The sequence below is a fragment of the Paracoccus sp. Arc7-R13 genome (assembly GCF_004010775.1).
Taxonomy (GTDB): domain Bacteria; phylum Pseudomonadota; class Alphaproteobacteria; order Rhodobacterales; family Rhodobacteraceae; genus Paracoccus; species Paracoccus marcusii.
This window is the reverse complement of the sequence record NZ_CP034810.1, coordinates 1,363,257-1,381,085: the sequence shown is the minus strand read 5'-3', so window position 1 is coordinate 1,381,085 and position 17,829 is coordinate 1,363,257. Positions and strand designations below refer to the sequence as shown.

General features: G+C 68.3%; 17 protein-coding genes, 1 tRNA gene and 1 pseudogene. 9 read left to right on the top strand and 10 right to left on the bottom strand.

The genetic code is table 11. From position 1 onward, the window contains the following. Positions 1 to 77: 77 nt before the first annotated feature. Positions 78 to 1,988, bottom strand: coding sequence for a DNA primase (dnaG, locus tag EOJ32_RS06940; protein WP_127898062.1), 1,911 nt, complete (start codon positions 1,986 to 1,988; stop codon positions 78 to 80). A 42-nt stretch (positions 1,989 to 2,030) separates the two neighbouring features. Next, positions 2,031 to 2,615 (bottom strand): TetR/AcrR family transcriptional regulator, encoded by a 585-nt coding sequence (locus EOJ32_RS06935; RefSeq protein ID WP_127898061.1) that lies wholly within the window; start codon positions 2,613 to 2,615, stop codon positions 2,031 to 2,033. Between the two features lie 76 nt (positions 2,616 to 2,691). On the opposite strand from EOJ32_RS06935, the gene EOJ32_RS06930 reads away from it, so the two are divergent. After that, positions 2,692 to 2,940, top strand: coding sequence for a hypothetical protein (locus tag EOJ32_RS06930; RefSeq protein ID WP_127898060.1), 249 nt, complete (start codon positions 2,692 to 2,694; stop codon positions 2,938 to 2,940). 58 nt (positions 2,941 to 2,998) lie between these two features. Beyond that, entirely contained in the window at positions 2,999 to 4,177 is a 1,179-nt protein-coding gene (locus EOJ32_RS06925) for an alpha-hydroxy acid oxidase (RefSeq protein ID WP_127898059.1), read from the top strand. On the opposite strand, the gene EOJ32_RS06920 is transcribed toward EOJ32_RS06925, so the two are convergent. Beyond that, a complete protein-coding gene (locus EOJ32_RS06920; protein WP_127898058.1) occupies positions 4,174 to 5,133 on the bottom strand; it encodes an acyltransferase family protein in 960 nt (319 codons plus the stop codon). The genes EOJ32_RS06925 and EOJ32_RS06920 overlap by 4 nt on opposite strands. 209 nt (positions 5,134 to 5,342) lie before the next feature. Here EOJ32_RS06920 and EOJ32_RS06915 point away from each other — a divergent pair, with 209 nt between their 5' ends. From EOJ32_RS06915 to gluQRS, 3 genes are all read left to right on the top strand, one after another. Further along, positions 5,343 to 5,972: a 50S ribosomal protein L25/general stress protein Ctc gene (locus tag EOJ32_RS06915; protein WP_045982043.1), complete on the top strand. Its 630-nt coding sequence runs from the start codon at positions 5,343 to 5,345 to the stop codon at positions 5,970 to 5,972. Between the two features lie 101 nt (positions 5,973 to 6,073). Next, positions 6,074 to 7,411, top strand: a complete 1,338-nt coding sequence (gene trmFO, locus EOJ32_RS06910) for a methylenetetrahydrofolate--tRNA-(uracil(54)-C(5))-methyltransferase (FADH(2)-oxidizing) TrmFO (protein WP_045982042.1) — start codon at positions 6,074 to 6,076, stop codon at positions 7,409 to 7,411. Then, entirely contained in the window at positions 7,393 to 8,217 is an 825-nt protein-coding gene (gene gluQRS / locus EOJ32_RS06905) for a tRNA glutamyl-Q(34) synthetase GluQRS (RefSeq protein WP_127898057.1), read from the top strand. Before trmFO ends, gluQRS begins: the two co-directional genes overlap by 19 nt. On the opposite strand, the gene hisI is transcribed toward gluQRS, so the two are convergent. After that, on the bottom strand, positions 8,214 to 8,570 hold the full coding sequence (gene hisI, locus EOJ32_RS06900; RefSeq protein ID WP_127898056.1) for a phosphoribosyl-AMP cyclohydrolase: 357 nt from the start codon (positions 8,568 to 8,570) through the stop codon (positions 8,214 to 8,216). The two genes, gluQRS and hisI, sit on opposite strands and share 4 nt — an antisense overlap. A 72-nt stretch (positions 8,571 to 8,642) precedes the next feature. Here hisI and EOJ32_RS06895 point away from each other — a divergent pair, with 72 nt between their 5' ends. Beyond that, entirely contained in the window at positions 8,643 to 9,080 is a 438-nt protein-coding gene (locus EOJ32_RS06895) for an iron-sulfur cluster assembly scaffold protein (protein WP_127898055.1), read from the top strand. 273 nt (positions 9,081 to 9,353) lie between these two features. On the opposite strand, the gene recG is transcribed toward EOJ32_RS06895, so the two are convergent. From recG to EOJ32_RS06875, 4 genes are all read right to left on the bottom strand, one after another. Then, positions 9,354 to 11,474, bottom strand: a complete 2,121-nt coding sequence (recG, locus tag EOJ32_RS06890; RefSeq protein WP_240542514.1) for an ATP-dependent DNA helicase RecG — start codon at positions 11,472 to 11,474, stop codon at positions 9,354 to 9,356. Beyond that, positions 11,447 to 13,636, bottom strand: a complete 2,190-nt coding sequence (gene ligA / locus EOJ32_RS06885) for an NAD-dependent DNA ligase LigA (RefSeq protein ID WP_371706049.1) — start codon at positions 13,634 to 13,636, stop codon at positions 11,447 to 11,449. Before ligA ends, recG begins: the two co-directional genes overlap by 28 nt. A gap of 75 nt (positions 13,637 to 13,711) precedes the next feature. Next, entirely contained in the window at positions 13,712 to 14,422 is a 711-nt protein-coding gene (gene ctrA / locus EOJ32_RS06880) for a response regulator transcription factor CtrA (protein WP_042249236.1), read from the bottom strand. Positions 14,423 to 14,521: 99 nt separating this feature from the next. Next, positions 14,522 to 14,797: a DUF1153 domain-containing protein gene (locus EOJ32_RS06875; protein ID WP_042249233.1), complete on the bottom strand. Its 276-nt coding sequence runs from the start codon at positions 14,795 to 14,797 to the stop codon at positions 14,522 to 14,524. A 177-nt stretch (positions 14,798 to 14,974) separates the two neighbouring features. Here EOJ32_RS06875 and mnmA point away from each other — a divergent pair, with 177 nt between their 5' ends. Then, positions 14,975 to 16,144 (top strand): tRNA 2-thiouridine(34) synthase MnmA, encoded by a 1,170-nt coding sequence (gene mnmA, locus EOJ32_RS06870; protein WP_127898054.1) that lies wholly within the window; start codon positions 14,975 to 14,977, stop codon positions 16,142 to 16,144. Here the strand turns inward: mnmA and EOJ32_RS06865 are convergent. Then, positions 16,116 to 16,526 carry a SufE family protein gene (locus tag EOJ32_RS06865; RefSeq protein WP_045982037.1) on the bottom strand — a complete coding sequence of 137 codons (411 nt, stop codon included), beginning with the start codon at positions 16,524 to 16,526 and terminating at the stop codon, positions 16,116 to 16,118. The two genes, mnmA and EOJ32_RS06865, sit on opposite strands and share 29 nt — an antisense overlap. A gap of 119 nt (positions 16,527 to 16,645) precedes the next feature. On the opposite strand from EOJ32_RS06865, the gene EOJ32_RS06860 reads away from it, so the two are divergent. Continuing rightward, on the top strand, positions 16,646 to 17,149 hold the full coding sequence (locus EOJ32_RS06860; protein ID WP_052714684.1) for a hypothetical protein: 504 nt from the start codon (positions 16,646 to 16,648) through the stop codon (positions 17,147 to 17,149). A 42-nt stretch (positions 17,150 to 17,191) separates the two neighbouring features. Continuing rightward, a tRNA-Ser gene (locus EOJ32_RS06855) sits at positions 17,192 to 17,281 on the top strand. 88 nt (positions 17,282 to 17,369) lie between these two features. Here the strand turns inward: EOJ32_RS06855 and EOJ32_RS06850 are convergent. Then, positions 17,370 to 17,559 (bottom strand): annotated as a pseudogene (locus EOJ32_RS06850) (IS5/IS1182 family transposase); the annotation flags it as partial. Positions 17,560 to 17,829: the final 270 nt, after the last annotated feature.

Genomic DNA, 17,829 nt, shown 5'->3' with positions numbered 1-17,829 from the left:
GTTCTAACGTGCTTCCCGGACGAATCAAAGGCCGGGCGCGCTGATGATTCGCAACCCCCGGGGGTTGCGAATCGCGGTTACCGCCGGGGCGGCTTGCGCCAGATCTGGCCCGACAGCCAATCCGACAATTGCGCCGACATGGCGTCGCGATCCTCGTTCATGTCGCCCGACGTCTCCATCTCGGGGTTCTCGGCCCGGTGGCGGGCGCGGGTGATCTGGCTGATGCGCCATGTCAGTCCCTCATCGGCCTCTCCCTGGATCTCGGATTCGGCGCGGGGCAGTTCGTGCGTCGTGGCGCGCGCGACCTCGATGCGGTCCAGAAGATCCAGCAGCATCGTCACGGCGCCGTCGTCGTCCTTCCGTTCGATGATTGCGGGCGTCAGGCCCAGATGGGCGTCGCGGCGCAGGGTTTCAAGGCCGCGCCGCCCGGCCGGGCTGTCGGTGTGGGTCAGCAGATCATGAAGCAGCGCCGCGCGGTCCGGGTCGCGCGGCAGCACGCGCTCAAGACGCGCCTCGACATGCGCCACGACCGAAGGGCGCAACGCACAGATCAGCAGGGCGGCGCCCTCCAGCGTCCCTTCTCCCTGCTCCGGGACGTTGATCCCCACCGGCAGGGACGGCGCCCGCGGGGCCATCGAGGCCCCTTGGCGCCGGGCCGGGCCACGCCCGGCCGCGCCCCCCCGCGGGGTGGTCTTGCGGGCGCCACCGCCGAACAGCTCCCACTGCTTGCGCCGGATATCCTCGGAGTACAGCGCGCGGGTGCGTTCATCGGGGATGCGGGCGACAGCCTCGGCCAGGCGGCGATCCAGGGCCGCCTTGCGTTCCGGACTGTCGAAGACCTGCCCCTGCGTCTCGCGCGCCCAGAGCAGATCCAGCATGGGCCGTGCCTGATCCAGCAGCGCCCCCATCGCGCCCGGGCCGGATGCCTTGATCAGATCGTCGGGATCCTGCCCCGCGGGCAAAATGACAAAGCGCAGTGCCTGTCCGGGTCCGGTCAGCGGCAACGCCAGGTCGATCAGCCGCTGCGCCGCGCGCTGGCCCGCCGCATCGCCGTCCAGCGCGATCACCGGTTCGGGCGAGACGCTCCACATCAGGCGCAGCTGCTCCTCGGTGATGGCGGTGCCCAGGGGAGCCACCGCCCCCTCGAACCCCGCGCGGGCCAAGGCGACCACGTCCATGTAGCCTTCGGCCACGACCAGCCGCTGGCCCTTGGCGACCGCGCTGCGCGCAGGGCCCAGATTGTACAGATTGCGCCCCTTGTCAAAAAGCGGCGTTTCCGGGCTGTTGAGGTATTTCGCCCGCGCGTTCGGGTCCATCGCCCGGCCGCCAAAGCCGATGCAGCGGCCCTGTCCGTCGCGGATCGGAAAGATGATCCGCCCCCGGAACCGGTCATAGGCCGCGCCGCCGCCTTCGGGCCGGGCGGACATGCCGGCCTCGACGATCTGATCCTCGGCAAAGCCCTTGTCGCGCAGGGCCGCGGTCAGGGCGGTGCGGTGATCGGGGGCAAAGCCGATCTCGAACCGGTCCAGTGCGGCGGCGTCCAGGCCGCGGCGGTCCAGGTAATCGCGCGCATCCGCCGCGGCGCCGGTCTGCAATTGCAGGCGGAACCACCGGCAGGCGGCCTCGGTCACCTCCAGCAGCCGCGTCCGCCTGTCGGTCTTTTCGCGGGCACGGGGGTCGGGTTCGGGCATGGTCAGCCCGGCCTCGGCGGCCAAGAGCTTGACCGCCTCGATGAACTCCATCCCGTCATGGTCGCGCAGGAAACCGATGGCGTTGCCCTTGGCCTGACAGCCGAAGCAGTAATAATACCCCTTCTGGTCGTCGCAGTGAAAGCTGGCGGACTTTTCCTGATGGAACGGGCACGGTGCCCACCAGTCGCCGCGCGCCTGGTTCGACTTGCGCAGATCCCACGTGACCTTCTTGCCGATCACCCGGCTGATCGGGACGCGGTTGCGAATCTCGTCAAGGAAACCGGGGGGCAGGGACATGGGCGCGATTATCCGGCATGGCGCGGGGGGCAGCAAGCGCCTTCAGGCACCCACGGCGCCGCGGGCCAGCCCCCAATAGATCTGGGCGATGCGGCCCCGGTCCAGGCGCCCGCCCTCGCGGTACCAGTTCGTCACCCCGGTCAGCATCGCGATCAGGGCCAGTGTGGTCAGCTTGGGATCCTCGATCCGCATGGAGCGGGAGGCGACCCCGTCGCGCAGGATCCGCTCCAATGCGGCCTCGTACCGGCCCCGCAGCGCCGCGATGCGGCCGAAATTGTCGGGCGTCAGGTTGCGCAGCTCCATGTAGGACAGGAACACCGCGTCGCTGTGATCCAGGCTGAAATCGATGTGGAACCGCACGAAGCGTTCCAGCCGCCCCAGCGGATCGGCCGCCGGATCGTCCGACCAGGCGTCCAGCAGCTCCTGCATGTGGCTTTCCAGCAGGTCGGCCAGCAGCGCCTGCTTGTCGGGCGTATAGGCGTAGAGTGCGCCGGCCTGTACGCCCACGGCGGCCGCGATCTGGCGCATCGACACGGCGGCATAGCCCTGCCGCGCGAACAGGCGGCGGGCCTTGTCGCGGATCAGGGGGCCGGTGATTTCGGCGCGGGAACCGGTGGTGCGGGCCATGGCCCCGTGTCTAGCGCGCGGCCACGGCCGAGGGAAGGCGTTGCCGGGCGCCCCCGGCCCGCGTATCGTCGCCGCCATGAGACACGCCCTGATCCTTGCGCTGACGCTGGCCGCCTGCACCGCCGACGGGGACTATCCCCGCCTGCTGCCGACGGAACAGGCGCTGGCCGAACCCGCCCTGCCCGCCCATGCGACCGCGGCCCGCACCGACCCCACACCGCTGGAGGATGCGACCGCCGCCCGTGCAGCCGCCCTGCAGGCGCGGGCCGATGCGCTGCGCGGCCCTGTGGTCGATCCGGGCCTGCGGGGACGCGCGGGCGGGTGATTGCCAGAGGCCCGCGCCACTGGTAATAAGTTTTGACCAGTTCGCGAAAGGCCACGCCATGCCCGTCATCACCTGCATCGACGATCTCAAGCGGATGCACCGCGCCCGCACGCCCAAGATGTTCTACGATTACGCGGAATCGGGCAGCTACACCGAACAGACCTTTCGCGACAACACGACCGATTTCGCGCGGCTGAAGCTGCGCCAGAAGGTCGCCGTGGACATGTCCGACCGCCGTCTGTCGCGGCAGATGGCGGGTCAGGCAGTGACCATGCCGGTGGCGCTGGCTCCGGTCGGCATGACAGGCATGCAGCATGCCGACGGAGAGATCCACGCCGCCCGCGCGGCCGAGAAGTTCGGCGTGCCGTTCTGTCTGTCCACCATGTCGATCTGTTCGATCGAGGACGTGGCCGCGCACACCACCGCGCCCTTCATGTTCCAGCTGTACGTGATGAAGGACCAGGATTTCGTGGCCGCGATCATCGACCGCGCCAAGGCCGCGAATTGCAGCGCGCTGGTGCTGACGCTGGATCTGCAGATCCTGGGCCAGCGGCACAAGGACCTGAAGAACGGCCTGTCCGCGCCGCCCAAGATGACCCTGCCCACGGTGCTGGACCTGGCCACCCGCTGGCGGTGGGGCATGGGCATGCTGAAGACCAAGCGCCGTTTTTTCGGCAACATCGTGGGCCATGCCAAGGGCGTCGGCGACACCTCCAGCTTGATGAGCTGGACGGCGGAGCAGTTCGACGAACGCCTGGACTGGGACAAGATCGCCAAAATCCGCGACATGTGGGGCGGCAAGCTGATCCTGAAGGGCATCCTGGACCCCGACGACGCGCGCATGGCCGCCGATTTCGGCGCCGACGCGATCATCGTCAGCAACCATGGCGGGCGACAGCTGGACGGCGCCCTGTCGTCGATCCGGATGCTGCCCCACATCGTCAAGGCGGTGGGCGACCGGGTCGAGGTCCACATGGACAGCGGCATCCGGTCGGGTCAGGACGTGCTCAAGGCGCTGGCGCTTGGCGCGCACGGCACCTGGATCGGACGGGCCTGGCTGCACGGGCTGGGCGCGATGGGAGAGGCCGGCGTGACCCGCGCGCTGGAGATCATCCGCAAGGAGCTGGACATCAGCATGGCGCTGTGCGGCGAACGCGACCTGGACAATATCGGGCCCGAGCATCTGCTGATCCCGCGCGACTTCCTGGACGAATACCAGATCGGCCAGCCGGCCTAGAACAGGCGCGACAACCAGCGGTGGCGTCGGCCCGCAAGGCTGACGCCCCAGACCAGCAGGAACGGCAAGGCGATCCCCAGGACCGCCGTGACGCCGGGATGGTCCACCCCCAGCTTCGGCAGCCCCTGCAGCACGATCACGTGCAGCACATAGATCCCCGCCGCCGCCCGCCCCAAGGGCAGCGCCGTGTCGGGCATCCGCAGCCGCATGACCAGCAGCAGCAGCGCCGGACACAGGATCAGGTGGCCGACCGGGATCTCCAGCAGCGGCTCCTCTCCGATGCGGCGCAGCCAGTACAGGCTTTCGCCGATGGTCAGGGCCAGCCCCCCCGCGACCATCGCCCACAGAAGTGCCGTCGACAGGCGCGGCGGATGCACGGCCATCAACCAGCCCATCACCAGATAGGGATAGAGGTAGAAGGGGCCGTTGCGATAATGTTCGACGGGCATCTCGGACAGTCCCGCCATCCGCGCGTATTGCAGCGCAATCCCCACCAGACCCAGCACGACCGCCGACGCGACCACGGCCCCCGATCCAAGCAGCCGCATCGCGCCCAGGATCACGCCGGAGATCGCCAGCCCCTCCAGGAACCACAGGTGCATGAAGCCGAGCGTCAGTTCGGTCGCGGTCAGGCCAAGGGGCCGGTTCGTGTAATAGGGCCACAGGAACAGCAGATAGACCACCGACCAGACGGCATAGAGCACCAGCAGATGCCCCACCCAATCCGACAGCCGCGCCCGCCGCAGCACCGATGCCAGGAAATACCCCGCGATCAGCGTGAAGACCGGCACCGCGACGCGCAGCACACTGTTGCCCGTGGCCAGCGCGACCAGGCCCGCATCGCCCCAGCTCCGGAACGTCTCTCGGGCCAGGCCCGAATGCGCGACGACCACGAAGGCGGCCAGCACCACCCGCAGATAGTCCACCGACATCAGCCGCGCCTGCGTCTTTTCCACCGCTGCCCCCAAGCCCCGCCCACGCCTTGCGCGCAGGCCCTGTCGGCCCATAGGGCCGGGGGGACCGGCAAGTCAATTCACCTGCGCGCATGCGTCGCGCGGCGTGGCATTTCTGACTTCACATCCGGGCCTATCTGCGCTAAGGGCACCGCTTGGCGCCACGCACCCTTGGAGGGTGGCGTCTTCAATCATGGTTAAGGATTAAGAAAATGGCCAAAGAGATTCCGAATCTGGTGGCCGAGGCACGCGCGGGGTCAGGCAAGGGGGCCGCCCGCCAGACCCGCCGCGAAGGCAAGGTGCCCGGTATCGTGTATGGCGACGGCAAAGAGCCCGTCTCGATCGCGTTCGACTTCAACAAGCTGCTGACCACGCTGCGCGCCGGCCGCTTCATGTCCACGCTGTGGAACCTGCAGGTCGAGGGCCAGGACGATGTCCGCGTCATCTGCCGCGGCGTCCAGCGCGACGTCGTCAAGGATCTGCCGATCCACATCGACTTCATGCGCCTGCGCCGCACGTCCAAGGTGAACCTGTTCATTCCGGTCGAGTTCATCAACGAGGACAAGTGCCCCGGCCTCAAGCGCGGCGGCACCCTGGTCACCGTGCGTCCCGAGGTCGAGCTGGTCGTGACCGCGGGTGACATCCCCGATCACCTGACCGTGGACCTGGAAGGCCGCCAGATCGGTGACACCATCCACATCAGCGACGTCACGCTGCCGAACGGCGCCAAGGCGACGATCGACCGTGACTTCGTGATCGCGAACCTGGCCGCACCGTCGGCCCTGCGCGCCGAGGATGATGCAGAGGACGGCGACGCCGCCGAGGCAGCCGCCGAGGCCTGATCCCGCGCGGATCGGTCGCATGACCCTGGGGGCGGTGCCGACGGCGCCGCCCCTTTCCATTCCGCCACGGCCTTGCTAGCCCACCCGTCAAGGAGACACGCATGGAACCCGTCCACATCATCGGTGCCGGCCTTGCCGGATCGGAAGCCGCCTGGCAGATCACCCGGATGGGCGTGCCCGTCGTGCTGCACGAGATGCGCCCGCAGGTCGAAACCTTTGCCCACAAGACCGGCGACTGCGCCGAGATGGTCTGTTCGAACAGCTTCCGGTCCGATGACGACGTGATGAACGCCGTCGGCCAGCTGCACTGGGAGATGCGGGCCGCCGGCGGTCTGATCATGGAGATGGCGGGCCGCCACCGCCTGCCCGCGGGCGGCGCGCTGGCCGTGGACCGCGAGGCCTTTTCGGCCGCCGTCACCGCCGCGCTGCAGGCGGAGCCGCTGATCACCATCGTTCCCGGAGAGATCACCGAACTGCCCGGAACCGGCAACTGGATCGTGGCGACGGGGCCGCTGACCTCGGACGCGCTGGCCGGGGCGATCCGCGGCGTGACGGGGACGGACGCGCTGGCCTTCTTCGACGCCATCGCGCCCATCGTGCATGCCGACACGATCGACATGTCGATCGCCTGGGAGCAGTCGCGCTATGACAAGGGCGAGACGGAGGCCGAGCAGAAGGCCTATATCAACTGCCCGATGAACCGCGACGAATACGAGGCCTTCATCGACGCGCTTCTGGCCGCCGACAAGACCGAGTTCCACGAGGGAGAGACCGCGGGCTATTTCGATGGCTGCCTGCCCATCGAGGTCATGGCCGAACGCGGCCGCGAGACCCTGCGCCACGGCCCGATGAAGCCCGTGGGCCTGACCAATGCCCACAAGCCTCAGGAAAAGGCCTATGCCGTGGTCCAGCTGCGCCGCGACAACGCGCTGGGCACGCTGTACAATATCGTGGGCTTTCAGACCAAGATGAAATACGGCGCGCAGACCCAGGTGTTCCGGATGATCCCTGGCCTGCAGAATGCCGGCTTTGCCCGGCTTGGCGGCATCCACCGCAACAGTTTCCTGAACTCCCCGACGCTGCTGGACGACCGCATGCGCCTGCGCCTGGCGCCGAACCTGCGCTTTGCCGGGCAGGTCACCGGGGTCGAGGGATACGTCGAAAGCGCCGCGATGGGGCTGCTGGCGGGGCGCATGGCCGCAGCCCAGGCCCTGGGGCGCGATCTGGCGCCGCCGCCCTTCACCACCGCAATGGGCGCGCTGGTCAACCACATCACTGGCGGGGCCGAGGCCAAGACCTTCCAGCCGATGAACGTGAACTTCGGCCTGTTCCCGCCCCTGCCCGACAGCCGGTCGGGTCGCCGCGGCCGCAAGGACCGCTATCCCGCCTACACGCAGCGCGCCAAGGACGATTTCAACGCATGGCTGGCCGCCCAGTAACACGGTTCGCGCCGTCGCCCACGGGGCTGCTGCACCTGGGCCATGCGTTTTCGGCCCTGACCGCGGCGGCGCAGGGGGATTTCCACATGCGGATCGAGGATATCGACCGTGACCGCTGTCGCCCGGAATACGAGGCCGCGATCTTTGAGGACCTGGCTTGGCTGGGCCTGGACTGGCCGCGGCCGGTCATGCGCCAGTCCGACCGCATGCCCGCCTATCAGGACGCGCTGGCGCGGCTGGCGCCATTGACCTATCCCTGCCGCTGCCGCCGGGGGGATATCCGCGCAGCGCTGTCCGCCCCGCAGGAGGGCGCCCTGCCTGCCGGGCCGGATGGCCTGATCTATCCGGGCACCTGCCGCCACCGCGACCTGCGCGATGCCGGCCCCGACGACGTGATCCGGCTGGACGCCGGTCGCGCCTTCGACGCGCTTGGGCTGGACAGCATCGGGTTCACGGACCAAGGCCAAAGCCACATCCTGACCCGTCAGCAGTTCCTGGCGGGCATCGGCGACGTGGTCCTGTCGCGACGGGGGATGGGCACGTCCTATCATCTGGCGGTTGTCGTGGACGATGCGGCACAGGGGATCACGCTGGTGACGCGGGGGATGGACCTGTTCGCGTCGACCCATATCCACGTGCTGCTGCAGCACCTGCTGGACCTGCCGACGCCGGCCTATCTGCACCACCGGCTGATCCGCGACACGGCGGGGCGGCGGCTGGCGAAACGCGACGATGCCCGCGCGATCCGCCAGTACCGGGCGGACGGAGCGTCCCCCGACGACATCCGCCGCATGGTCGGGCTTTAGACCATCGGTTCGGTCAGCACGACCTCGGCCCCGTCCCGGATGCCGGTGTAAAAGCAGCTGCGCCGGTTCGTGTGGCAGGCGGGCCCGGTCTGATCGACCAGCACCAGCAGACAGTCGCGGTCGCAATCGACGCGCATCTCGACCAGCGCCTGGACGTGGCCCGAGCTTTCGCCCTTGATCCAGAAGGACGACCGCGACCGCGACCAATAGGTCACGCGCCCGGTCTCCAGCGTCCGGGCCACGGCGTCGGCGTTCATCCAGGCCATCATCAGCACCTCGCCCGAGGCGGCGTCCTGCGCGATGGCGGGGATCAGGCCGGCCGCGTCATATTTCAGGCTGAGGGGGTCGAACATCGGGTTTCCTTTCGGCATGGCCGTCCCTATCTACTCATCGACCCGCGCTGATGAAACCCCAAGGGATGACGCATGGCCGAAACCGATCTGATGCAGCTTTACTCGCGACGCATCCTCGCGCTGACGACCGCCATCCCCCATCAGGGCCGGCTGGACGACGCGCAGGCCAGCGTCCAGCGCCGGTCGCCGCAATGCGGATCGTCCGTGACTGTGCACCTTTCGATGGCCGATGGCCGCATCAGCGATTTCGCGCAAGAGGTGCGGGCCTGCGCCCTGGGACAGGCTTCGGCATCCGTGCTGGGACAGGCGGTGATCGGCATGGACCGGGCGGGCATCGTGCAGGCGCGCGATCAGTTGCGCGCGATGCTGACCCAGGATGCCCCCGCCCCCGACGCGCCCTTTTCCGACCTCGAGGCGCTGACGCCCGCGCGCGCCTATCCCAACCGCCATCCGTCGATCCTGCTGGCCTGGGACGCCACGCTGGAGGCGCTGGACAAGGCATCCGCATGAAAAGGGCCGGCCCCCTGCAGGGCCGGCCAGGTGCGCGAGCTTTGGGGACGGATGGCGCACAGGCGGGGCGCCATCCCTGCGTCGCGGGGCAGTCGGTCAGACCTGCAGCATGGCGGGCAGCCACAGCAGGACAATGGTGGTCAGGCTGAGCGCGGCGGCCCCGATCAGGTCGATGGCGGTGTCTTTGGTCATGACGGCAACTCCTCTCTGTTGCCTCTTTGTTCTCATGTTCTCTCGATTCGGTAAAGAACTTTTTAAGAACATTCCGCCTTGTCAGCCGACCTGGATCAGTCGAATCGCCTGATCCTGCTGCATCAGCCACATCAGCAGCCGCAGCGCCTGTCCCCGCGGGGTCTCCAGTGTGGGGTCGCGTTCCAGCAGCGACCGTGCGTCCTGGCGCGCCACCGCCATCAGCCCGGCCTGGTGTTCCAGGTCCGCGATGCGGAACCGCGGCAGGCCCGATTGCGCAGTGCCGATCACATCGCCCGCGCCCCGCATCTCGAGGTCGACCTCCGCGATGCGGAACCCGTCCTCGGTGTCGCGCAGCGTGGTCAGGCGGCGGGCCCCGGTCTCGTTCAAGGGCCCATGATACATCAGCAGACAGGTCGAGGCCCCTGCCCCGCGCCCGACCCGACCCCGCAACTGGTGCAGTTGCGCCAGACCAAAGCTTTCGGCGCGCTCGATCACCATGATCGTGGCCTGCGGCACGTCCACGCCGACCTCGATCACGGTGGTGGCGACCAGCAGCTGCGCCGTGCCGTCGGCGAAATCGGCCATCGCCGCATCGCGTTGGTCGGGGGGCATCTGGCCGTGGATCAGCCGCACCCCGTCGCCGAAGATCGCGCGCAGATGGGTGAACCGCGCCTCTGCCGCGGTCAGGTCGGTGACCTCGCTCTCCTCGACCAGGGGGCAGACCCAATAGGCGCGCGCGCCCTGCGCCATCGCGGCGCGCAGGCGTTCGGTGACCTGGTCCAGCCGCGTGTCCGCGATCATCACCGTGGTGATGGGCTGGCGTCCGGGCGGCTTTTCGTCCAGCACCGACAGGTCCAGATCCCCATATTGCGACAAAGCCAGCGACCGGGGGATGGGGGTCGCGGTCATGATCAGCATGTCGGGCGGCACGTCGCCCTTGGCCGACAGCTCCAGCCGTTGGGCCACACCGAAGCGGTGCTGTTCGTCGATGATGGCCAGGCGCAGGTCGTGGAAGGTCACGTCCTTCTGGAACACCGCATGGGTGCCGACCAGGATGTCGATGGTGCCGTCCGCCAGATCGGTCAGGATCTGCCCGCGCAGGTCGCGCTTGTCGCGCCCGGTCAGCGCCGCCAGCCGCACCCCCGCCGCACGCGCCAGCGGCTCCAGCGCGCGGGCATGCTGGCGGGCCAGGATCTCGGTGGGCGCCATCAGCACGGCCTGTCCACCGGCCTCGACCGCGACCAGGGCGGCCATCAGCGCGACCAGCGTCTTGCCCGCGCCGACATCGCCCTGCAGCAGGCGGTTCATGCGGCGCGCACTGGCCATGTCATCGGCGATCTCGGCGATTGCGCGGCTCTGAGCGCCCGTGGGCGGCCAGGGCAGGCTTTGCAGCACCCGCGCGCGCAGGGTGCCGTCACCCGCGCTGGCCCGCCCCTTCAGCCGCCGCTTGTCCCGCCGCACCAGCGCCAAGGTCATCTGATGGGCCAGAAATTCGTCATAGGCCAGCCGCGCCCGCGCCGGGCTGTCGGGCGACAGCGCGCCGGGCGATTGCGGCGCATGCGCCTGGTGCAGCGCATCGGCAAAGGAGGGCCAGCCGCGCTGCGCGATCAGCTGCGAGTCGATCCATTCCTCGACCGGGGGCAGCCGGGACAGCGCGCCATCGACCGCCTTGGCCATGCCCTTCTGCGTCAGCCCCGCCGACAGGGGATAGACGGGCTCGAAGCTGGGCGGCAGCGCCTCACCATCCGCCAGGATGTGGTCGGGATGCACCATCTGGGCCAGCCCGTCGAACAGTTCCAGCTTGCCGCTGAGGATGCGACGCGCGCCCACGGGCAGCTGGCTTTCGATCCAGTTGTCGCGCGGACGGAAGAACACCAGCGTCAGGTCGCCCTCTCCGTCGGTGCAATGCACCCGGAACGGGCGGCCGCGGACCTGGGGCGGATGGTGGCGCGTAACGGTCACCGTGATCGTCACGATCTCGGGCGCGCGGGCGTCGGCGATGCGCGCGATGCGGCGGCGGGTGATGCCGCTGGCCGGCAGCGTCAGGACCAGGTCGCGCGGCTTGTCGATGCCCATCTGTTCCAGCGCGGCGCGCCCCTTGGGGCCGATGCCGGGCAGCGTGTCGATGGCCGCGAACAGCGGGAACAGCGCGGGCGGGCGGCCCTTGGGCGCGGTCATCCGGCCCCCGCGATGCGCAGCCATTCGTCCTCGTCGATGACGGTGACGCCAAGGGCCTCGGCCTTGGTGGCCTTGGACCCCGCCCCGGGCCCCGCGATCAGCAGGTCGGTCTTGGCGCTGACGGACCCCGCGACCTTGGCCCCCATCGCCTCGGCCCGCGCCTTGGCCTCGGCGCGGGTCATCCGCTCCAGCGTCCCGGTGAAGACCAGCGTCTTGCCGGAAATCTCGGTCTGCACCGCATTGGCGATATCCACCGGCCGGATGTCCAGAAGGGTCGCCAGCCGGTCGATGCTGGCGCGTTCGGTCGGCTGCGCGAACGTCGTCACCAGCGAATCGACCAGCACCGCGCCGATGCCGTCGATGCCGGTCAGCTCGGCCCAGTTCGGGCTGTCAGCCAAGGCCGCGCGACGGGCCTTGTCGTCCGGGGCGGCAAAGGCGGGCTCCCGTGCCGCCCCGTCGATGGCGGCGATCAAGGCAGGCCAGTCGTGGAAATGGCGGGCCAGGGTCGCGGCCGCGACCTCGCCCACATGGCGGATGCCCAAGGCAAAGATCAGCCGGGCCATGGGGATCGAACGGCGATCCTCGATCGCGGCGAACAGCTTTTCGGCCGAGCGTTCGCCGAACCCCTCGCGGTTCTTCAGCTTGGTAAAGTTCCGGGCATCGCGATCGGCCAGGGTGAAGATGTCGGCGGGCTCGCGGATGGGCAGCTGATCGTCTGCGAAGAACATCTCGATCTGCTTGGCGCCCAGCCCGTCGATGTCGAAGGCCGCGCGGCTGACGAAATGCTTCAGCTTCTCCACCGCCTGCGCGGGGCAGATCAGGCCGCCGGTACAGCGGCGCACGCTGTCGCCCGGCTCGCGGATCGCCTCGGACCCGCATTCGGGGCAGTGCGACGGAAAGACATAGGGCACGCTGTCCGCCGGCCTGCGCGACAGGTCGACATCGGCGATCTTGGGGATCACGTCGCCGGCGCGATAGATCTTGACCCAGTCCCCCTCGCGGATGTCGCGACCGTCGCGGATGGGCGCGCCAGAGTTGTCCCGCCCGGCGATGTAATCCTCGTTGTGCAGCGTCGCGTTGGACACGACCACGCCGCCCACGGTCACGGGTTCCAGCCGCGCGACGGGGGACAGGGCGCCCGTGCGTCCGACCTGGATCTCGATCCGCTCCAGCCGGGTCCAGGCGGTCTCGGCCGGAAACTTGTGCGCCAAGGCCCATCGGGGCGTGGTGGACCGAAAGCCAAGCCGTCCCTGGAACGCAAGGTCGTTCACCTTGTAGACCACGCCGTCGATGTCATAGCCCAGGGTGGCGCGCTGCTGTTCGATCTCGGCCCAGGTGGCGATCATCTGCGCGGTGTCGGTGCACAGGCGCGTCAGCGGATTGGTTTGGAACCCCAGAGCGGCCAACCGCTCCACGGAGGCCATCTGCGTCGGCGCCAGCGGTTCGGACAGCTGCCCCCAGCCATAGGCGAAGAAGCGCAGCGGCCGGCGCGCGGTCACCGCCGGGTCGATCTGGCGCAGCGATCCCGCGGCCGCGTTGCGCGGATTGGCAAAGACCCGCCCCGCATCGTTCAGCGCCGCAAAGTCGTCATGCCCCATGTAGACCTCGCCGCGCACCTCAAGGATGGCGGGGACGTCACCCTCCAGTTGGTGGGGGATGTCGGAAATCGTGCGGGCGTTCGCGGTCACGTTCTCTCCCACCACGCCATCGCCGCGGGTCGCGGCATGGACCAGCACGCCGTCCTCGTAGCGCAGCGACAGGGACAGGCCGTCGATCTTCGGCTCGGCCGTCACCTCCAGGGGCATGTCGGGGGCAAGGCCCAGAAAGCTGCGGACGCGGGCGGTGAAGTCGGCGACGTCGCCCTCGGTAAAGGCATTGCCCAACGACATCATGCGTTGCGCGTGGACGATCTTGCCGAAGCCCTCGGCCGGGGCGGCGCCGACCTTGCCGGTCGGGCTGTCGGGCAGCGCCAGGTCGGGAAAGTCCCGCTCCAGCGCCGCCAGCTGCGCCTTGAGCGCGTCGTATTCCGCGTCCGATATCTGCGGTGCGTCCTCGGCGTGATAGGCCTGGTTCGCGGCGGCGACCCGCGCCGCCAGATCCGCGATGCGGTCCGCGGCCTGACCGCGATCCATCTTCCGGTCCGGTTGCCCCACCGACTTGTCCTGCGCCATCGCCGCCCCCATCATCCGCATCCGGCCGAAACACGCGACCGTCTCAGATGTGGGTATCGCCCAAGGGCGGGGAATCGTCCAGAAGCCGTATCAGGCCCCGATCGCCAGTCGTTCCGCCTGCCCCGGACCCGGATCGCGCAGGACATAGCCGCGGCCCCAGACCGTCTCGATGTGGCTCTCGCCGCCCAAGGCCTCGGACAGCTTCTTGCGCAGCTTGCAGATGAACACGTCGATGATCTTCAGTTCGGGTTCGTCCATGCCGCCGTACAGGTGGTTCAGGAACATCTCCTTGGTCAAGGTCGTGCCCTTGCGCAGGCTCAGCAGTTCCAGGATCTGGTATTCCTTGCCGGTCAGGTTCACCGGCTTGCCCTTCACCTCGACCGAACGGGCGTCCAGGTTGACGGTGATCTCTCCGGTCCGGATCAGCGCTTGGCTGTGCCCCTTGGAGCGGCGGATGATCGCCTGGATGCGGGCCTGCAGCTCTTCGCGGTTGAAGGGCTTGGTCATGTAATCGTCCGCGCCGAAGCCGAAACCGCGCAGCTTGCTTTCCGTGTCGTCGGACCCGGTCAGGATCAGGATGGGCGTGTCGATGCGGGCCAGGCGCAGATGGCGCAGGACCTCCATCCCGTGCATGTCGGGCAGGTCCAGATCCAGCAAGATCAGATCGTAATCGTACAGCTTGGCCAGATCGATCCCCTCCTCGCCCATGTCGGTCAGGAACACGTTGTAGCTGGCCGCCGTCAGCATCAGTTCGATCGCCCGTGCAGTGCTTGGGTCGTCTTCTACCAGAAGGATTCGCATGGCTTGGTCTTTCCCCGATTCGCCGAAGGTCATGTCCCGACAATCTGACGAACAGGTTAATATGTCGTTACCACTTGCATTCCTTCTGCGTCATGCACCCTATGGTTGTCTATACTTTTGAAGCGCCGTCACCTTCAAGGCCGCCTTTCCGTGGCGCGCGACCGCGGTGCACCAGCCGTCGAACTCCTCCTCCGACAGGCCATAGCGGCGCAGCGCGTCGTCGCGGCTGATCAGCCCGTGCGACACCGCCAGCACGACCGTCTGCTTGCGGCTGGCGACCCATCTGGTGTCGGCCATCGGCAAATCCGCCACGCTGAGGATGCGCCCATCCGCCAGTGTCACGATCCGCGGGCCTGTGGTCTTTTTCACGAACATTGCAGCGTCCTTCCGTCACGTTCTGCAAGTTCTGGTCGAAAGCACTTAAGGCGCGGTTAGCCTGATCGGGATTTCGACCCCGGCCGGGGTTGAGAATCCGACCAATTTGCCTATATTTTGACGCAAATCCCTTTGCCGCCCGACCAGCACCGCCCCTGGCGGGCCGAAAGATCATCCATGACCCTGACCGCAGCCCTGCGTGCCGATGCGCCCGCGACCGAACTGAACAGCCTTGGTTTCGCAAAATCCCCTGCGCAGACGCGTGTCGTGGTGGCGATGTCGGGGGGCGTGGACAGTTCCGTCGTCGCGGCGCAGCTGAAATCCGAAGGCTATGACGTCATCGGGGTCACGCTGCAACTGTATGACCACGGCGCGGCACTGGCCAAGAAAGGCGCTTGTTGCGCAGGCCAGGACATCCACGATGCGCGTCGCGTGGCCGAACGCATAGGCTTTCCCCATTATGTCCTGGATTACGAGAACAAGTTCCGCGAATCGGTCATCGACGAATTCGCCGACGCCTATCTGGCCGGCGCGACGCCCGTTCCCTGCATCCGCTGCAACGAGCGGGTCAAGTTCCGCGACCTGCTGGAAACCGCGCGCGACCTGGATGCCGACTGCATGGCGACCGGCCATTACATCCAGCGCAAGGACGGCGCGCATCGCGCCGAACTGCACATGGCGGCCGACCCGAACCGCGATCAGAGCTATTTCCTGTTCTCGACCACCCAGGAACAGCTGAATTTCCTGCGCTTTCCCCTGGGCCATCTGGTCAGCAAGGCCGAAACGCGCGCCCTGGCCGCCGATTACGGCCTGTCCGTCGCGGACAAGCCCGACAGCCAGGACATCTGCTTTGTCCCCAACGGCGACTATGCCGCGGTGATCGAGAAGCTGCGCCCCGGTGCCGCAGATCCCGGCGAGATCGTCGACCAGCAGGGCACCGTCCTGGGCACCCATCGCGGGGTGATCCATTATACGATCGGACAGCGGCGCGGGTTGGGCATCGGCGGCGGCAGCCCGCTCTATGTGCTGCGGCTGGAGCCGGAGACGCGCCGCGTCGTCGTCGGCCCGCGCGAGGCGCTGTCGACGCGCACCATCGCCGTGACCGAGGTGAACTGGCTGGGCGATCAGCCCTTCGAGGGAGAGATCGCCTGCTTGGTCCGCATCCGGTCCACCCGCCCGCCGCGGCCCGCGATCCTGCGCCCCCTGCCCGGCCGCCGTGCCGAGGTCGAACTTCTGGATCCCGAGGACGGCGTCAGCCCCGGCCAGGCCTGCGTCTTCTACGAGGCCGAAGGCACGCGCGTCCTGGGCGGCGGCTGGATCAGCCTGCGTCGGCGGCCAGCTGCCTGATCCGGGCGATCATCGCGCGCACGCCGTTTGATCGTTGCGCCGACAGGTGTTCGTCCAGCCCAAGGCGTGCCAGCGCGGCCTGGGCGTCCACCGCCTCGACCTGGTCCACCGGCAGCCCGGCATACAGCGCGTGCAGCACCGCGATCAGGCCGCGCACGATCAGCGCATCGCTGTCGCCCTGAAAGTCAAAGCTGCGCCCCTCGATCCGCGGCAGGATCCAGACCTGGCTGGCGCAGCCGTCGACCTTGGTGGCCGGCACCTGCACCGCGGAGTCCATGGGCGGCAAGGCCTTGCCCATCTCGATCAGGTGACGATAGCGGTCTTCCCAATCGTCCAGAAAGTCGAAGGTTTCGGCGATGTCCTCGAAGGCGGGGGTGGCCATGGGTCTCTCCTGATATCAGGGGTCATGGCCTAGCGCGCCGCGGCGGTCAGGTCAAAGAGGCTTTTCGGCGCGGCCCGGATCGCCTATCACGGGGCCAAGGACCGCCAAGGGGACATGCCATGACCAGACTTACCCTGCCGCTGCTGATCGGCGCCCTGATCCTGTCCGGCTGCGGGCGGTTCGGCGACAGCGGCTGGAACCCGCTTGGCTGGCGTGGCGCGGGTGCGTCGACGCCCGAAACCCTGGCCCCGGAAGGCGGCTATCCCACGGCCCAGGACGCCCGCCCCGCGGTGCCGCAGATCCTGGGTGCCGAATGGCAACCGCTCAGCGACGGCCGCCTGCTGGTGCTGCGCGGCTTTGCCCCGGTCAAGGGCTATCACTCGGCCGCCCTGGTCCGGTCGGTGCCGCGGTCCGGCGACCAGCTGCAGCCCGACTCTGACGGCGTCCTGCGCTTGCGCTTCGTGGCCTCGCCTCCGGTCGCGGACAACCCCGCGGCGGCCCTGCCCGCAAATCCCGTCACGGACACGATCACGGTGGCGCTGCCGATCAGCTTCCTGCGCCTGTCGCGCCTGTCCGCGATCCAGGTCGAGGGCGGCGACCGCGTGATCACCCTGACCCGCTGAAGGCTTGCGCAAACGCCCGCGCCGCGCTAGTCCGCAGCGGTCGGAGGCGTGGCAGAGTGGTTAAATGCACCGGTCTTGAAAACCGACGTGGGTGAAAGTCCACCGTGGGTTCGAATCCCACCGCCTCCGCCAATCCTAGGTCGAAGCCGTTGATAAGCTAGCACGATTCTAGGTGGTCGCTCGTTAACCCCCCATTTATCCCCCCAAGGCGAGGAAAGACCTATCCCACGGCGTCCGTGACGGGGGATGCTGAGCGCGGTGTGGCCGTTCAGGACGGTGACATGGACTTGGAATTCCGCGACCTGGCGGTCGAAGTCCCGCGTCATGAGCCGCTGGTCCAGCAGTTATACGCAATGCATCTTTCTCTCTACGCGGTTTCGGCGGTGGTATCCGCTCCATCGTCTCCACAGGTCGTAGAATGGCGGCGACAGTGCGCTCCACCGTCTCCCTGCCGAATTCCTCCTCCAGAAGACTGTATACCCGGTCGGGCGTGGCAATACCGGAAAAGCATGGCGGCAGTTCGTCGGAAAGTCCGCCGCGCGCAGCTGCGCCTCTGCGGCCAGCACCCGCGCTGCGAGGCCGTCAATGGCCGGTCGGAGGCGGTTCACGACACCGTCGCGCAGGCCCTGGAATGTCGGCGAGCCTGCGGGAGCAAGCGACACGCCTGCACCGCAGACGAA

Bases quoted from the DNA above. Each gene is read 5' to 3' on its own strand.
- EOJ32_RS06860 (WP_052714684.1), top strand. From the start codon at position 16,646: ATGACCAGACTTACCCTGCCGCTGCTGATCGGCGCCCTGATCCTGTCC.
- ligA (WP_371706049.1), bottom strand. From the start codon at position 13,636: ATGATGGGGGCGGCGATGGCGCAGGACAAGTCGGTGGGGCAACCGGAC.
- EOJ32_RS06915 (WP_045982043.1), top strand. From the start codon at position 5,343: ATGGCCAAAGAGATTCCGAATCTGGTGGCCGAGGCACGCGCGGGGTCA.
- hisI (WP_127898056.1), bottom strand. From the start codon at position 8,570: ATGTTCGACCCCCTCAGCCTGAAATATGACGCGGCCGGCCTGATCCCC.
- dnaG (WP_127898062.1), bottom strand. From the start codon at position 1,988: ATGTCCCTGCCCCCCGGTTTCCTTGACGAGATTCGCAACCGCGTCCCG.
- EOJ32_RS06875 (WP_042249233.1), bottom strand. From the start codon at position 14,797: ATGTTCGTGAAAAAGACCACAGGCCCGCGGATCGTGACACTGGCGGAT.
- trmFO (WP_045982042.1), top strand. From the start codon at position 6,074: ATGGAACCCGTCCACATCATCGGTGCCGGCCTTGCCGGATCGGAAGCC.
- mnmA (WP_127898054.1), top strand. From the start codon at position 14,975: ATGACCCTGACCGCAGCCCTGCGTGCCGATGCGCCCGCGACCGAACTG.
- ctrA (WP_042249236.1), bottom strand. From the start codon at position 14,422: ATGCGAATCCTTCTGGTAGAAGACGACCCAAGCACTGCACGGGCGATC.
- EOJ32_RS06895 (WP_127898055.1), top strand. From the start codon at position 8,643: ATGGCCGAAACCGATCTGATGCAGCTTTACTCGCGACGCATCCTCGCG.
- EOJ32_RS06925 (WP_127898059.1), top strand. From the start codon at position 2,999: ATGCCCGTCATCACCTGCATCGACGATCTCAAGCGGATGCACCGCGCC.
- EOJ32_RS06865 (WP_045982037.1), bottom strand. From the start codon at position 16,526: ATGGCCACCCCCGCCTTCGAGGACATCGCCGAAACCTTCGACTTTCTG.
- gluQRS (WP_127898057.1), top strand. From the start codon at position 7,393: ATGGCTGGCCGCCCAGTAACACGGTTCGCGCCGTCGCCCACGGGGCTG.
- EOJ32_RS06930 (WP_127898060.1), top strand. From the start codon at position 2,692: ATGAGACACGCCCTGATCCTTGCGCTGACGCTGGCCGCCTGCACCGCC.
- EOJ32_RS06935 (WP_127898061.1), bottom strand. From the start codon at position 2,615: ATGGCCCGCACCACCGGTTCCCGCGCCGAAATCACCGGCCCCCTGATC.
- recG (WP_240542514.1), bottom strand. From the start codon at position 11,474: ATGGCTGCGCATCGCGGGGGCCGGATGACCGCGCCCAAGGGCCGCCCG.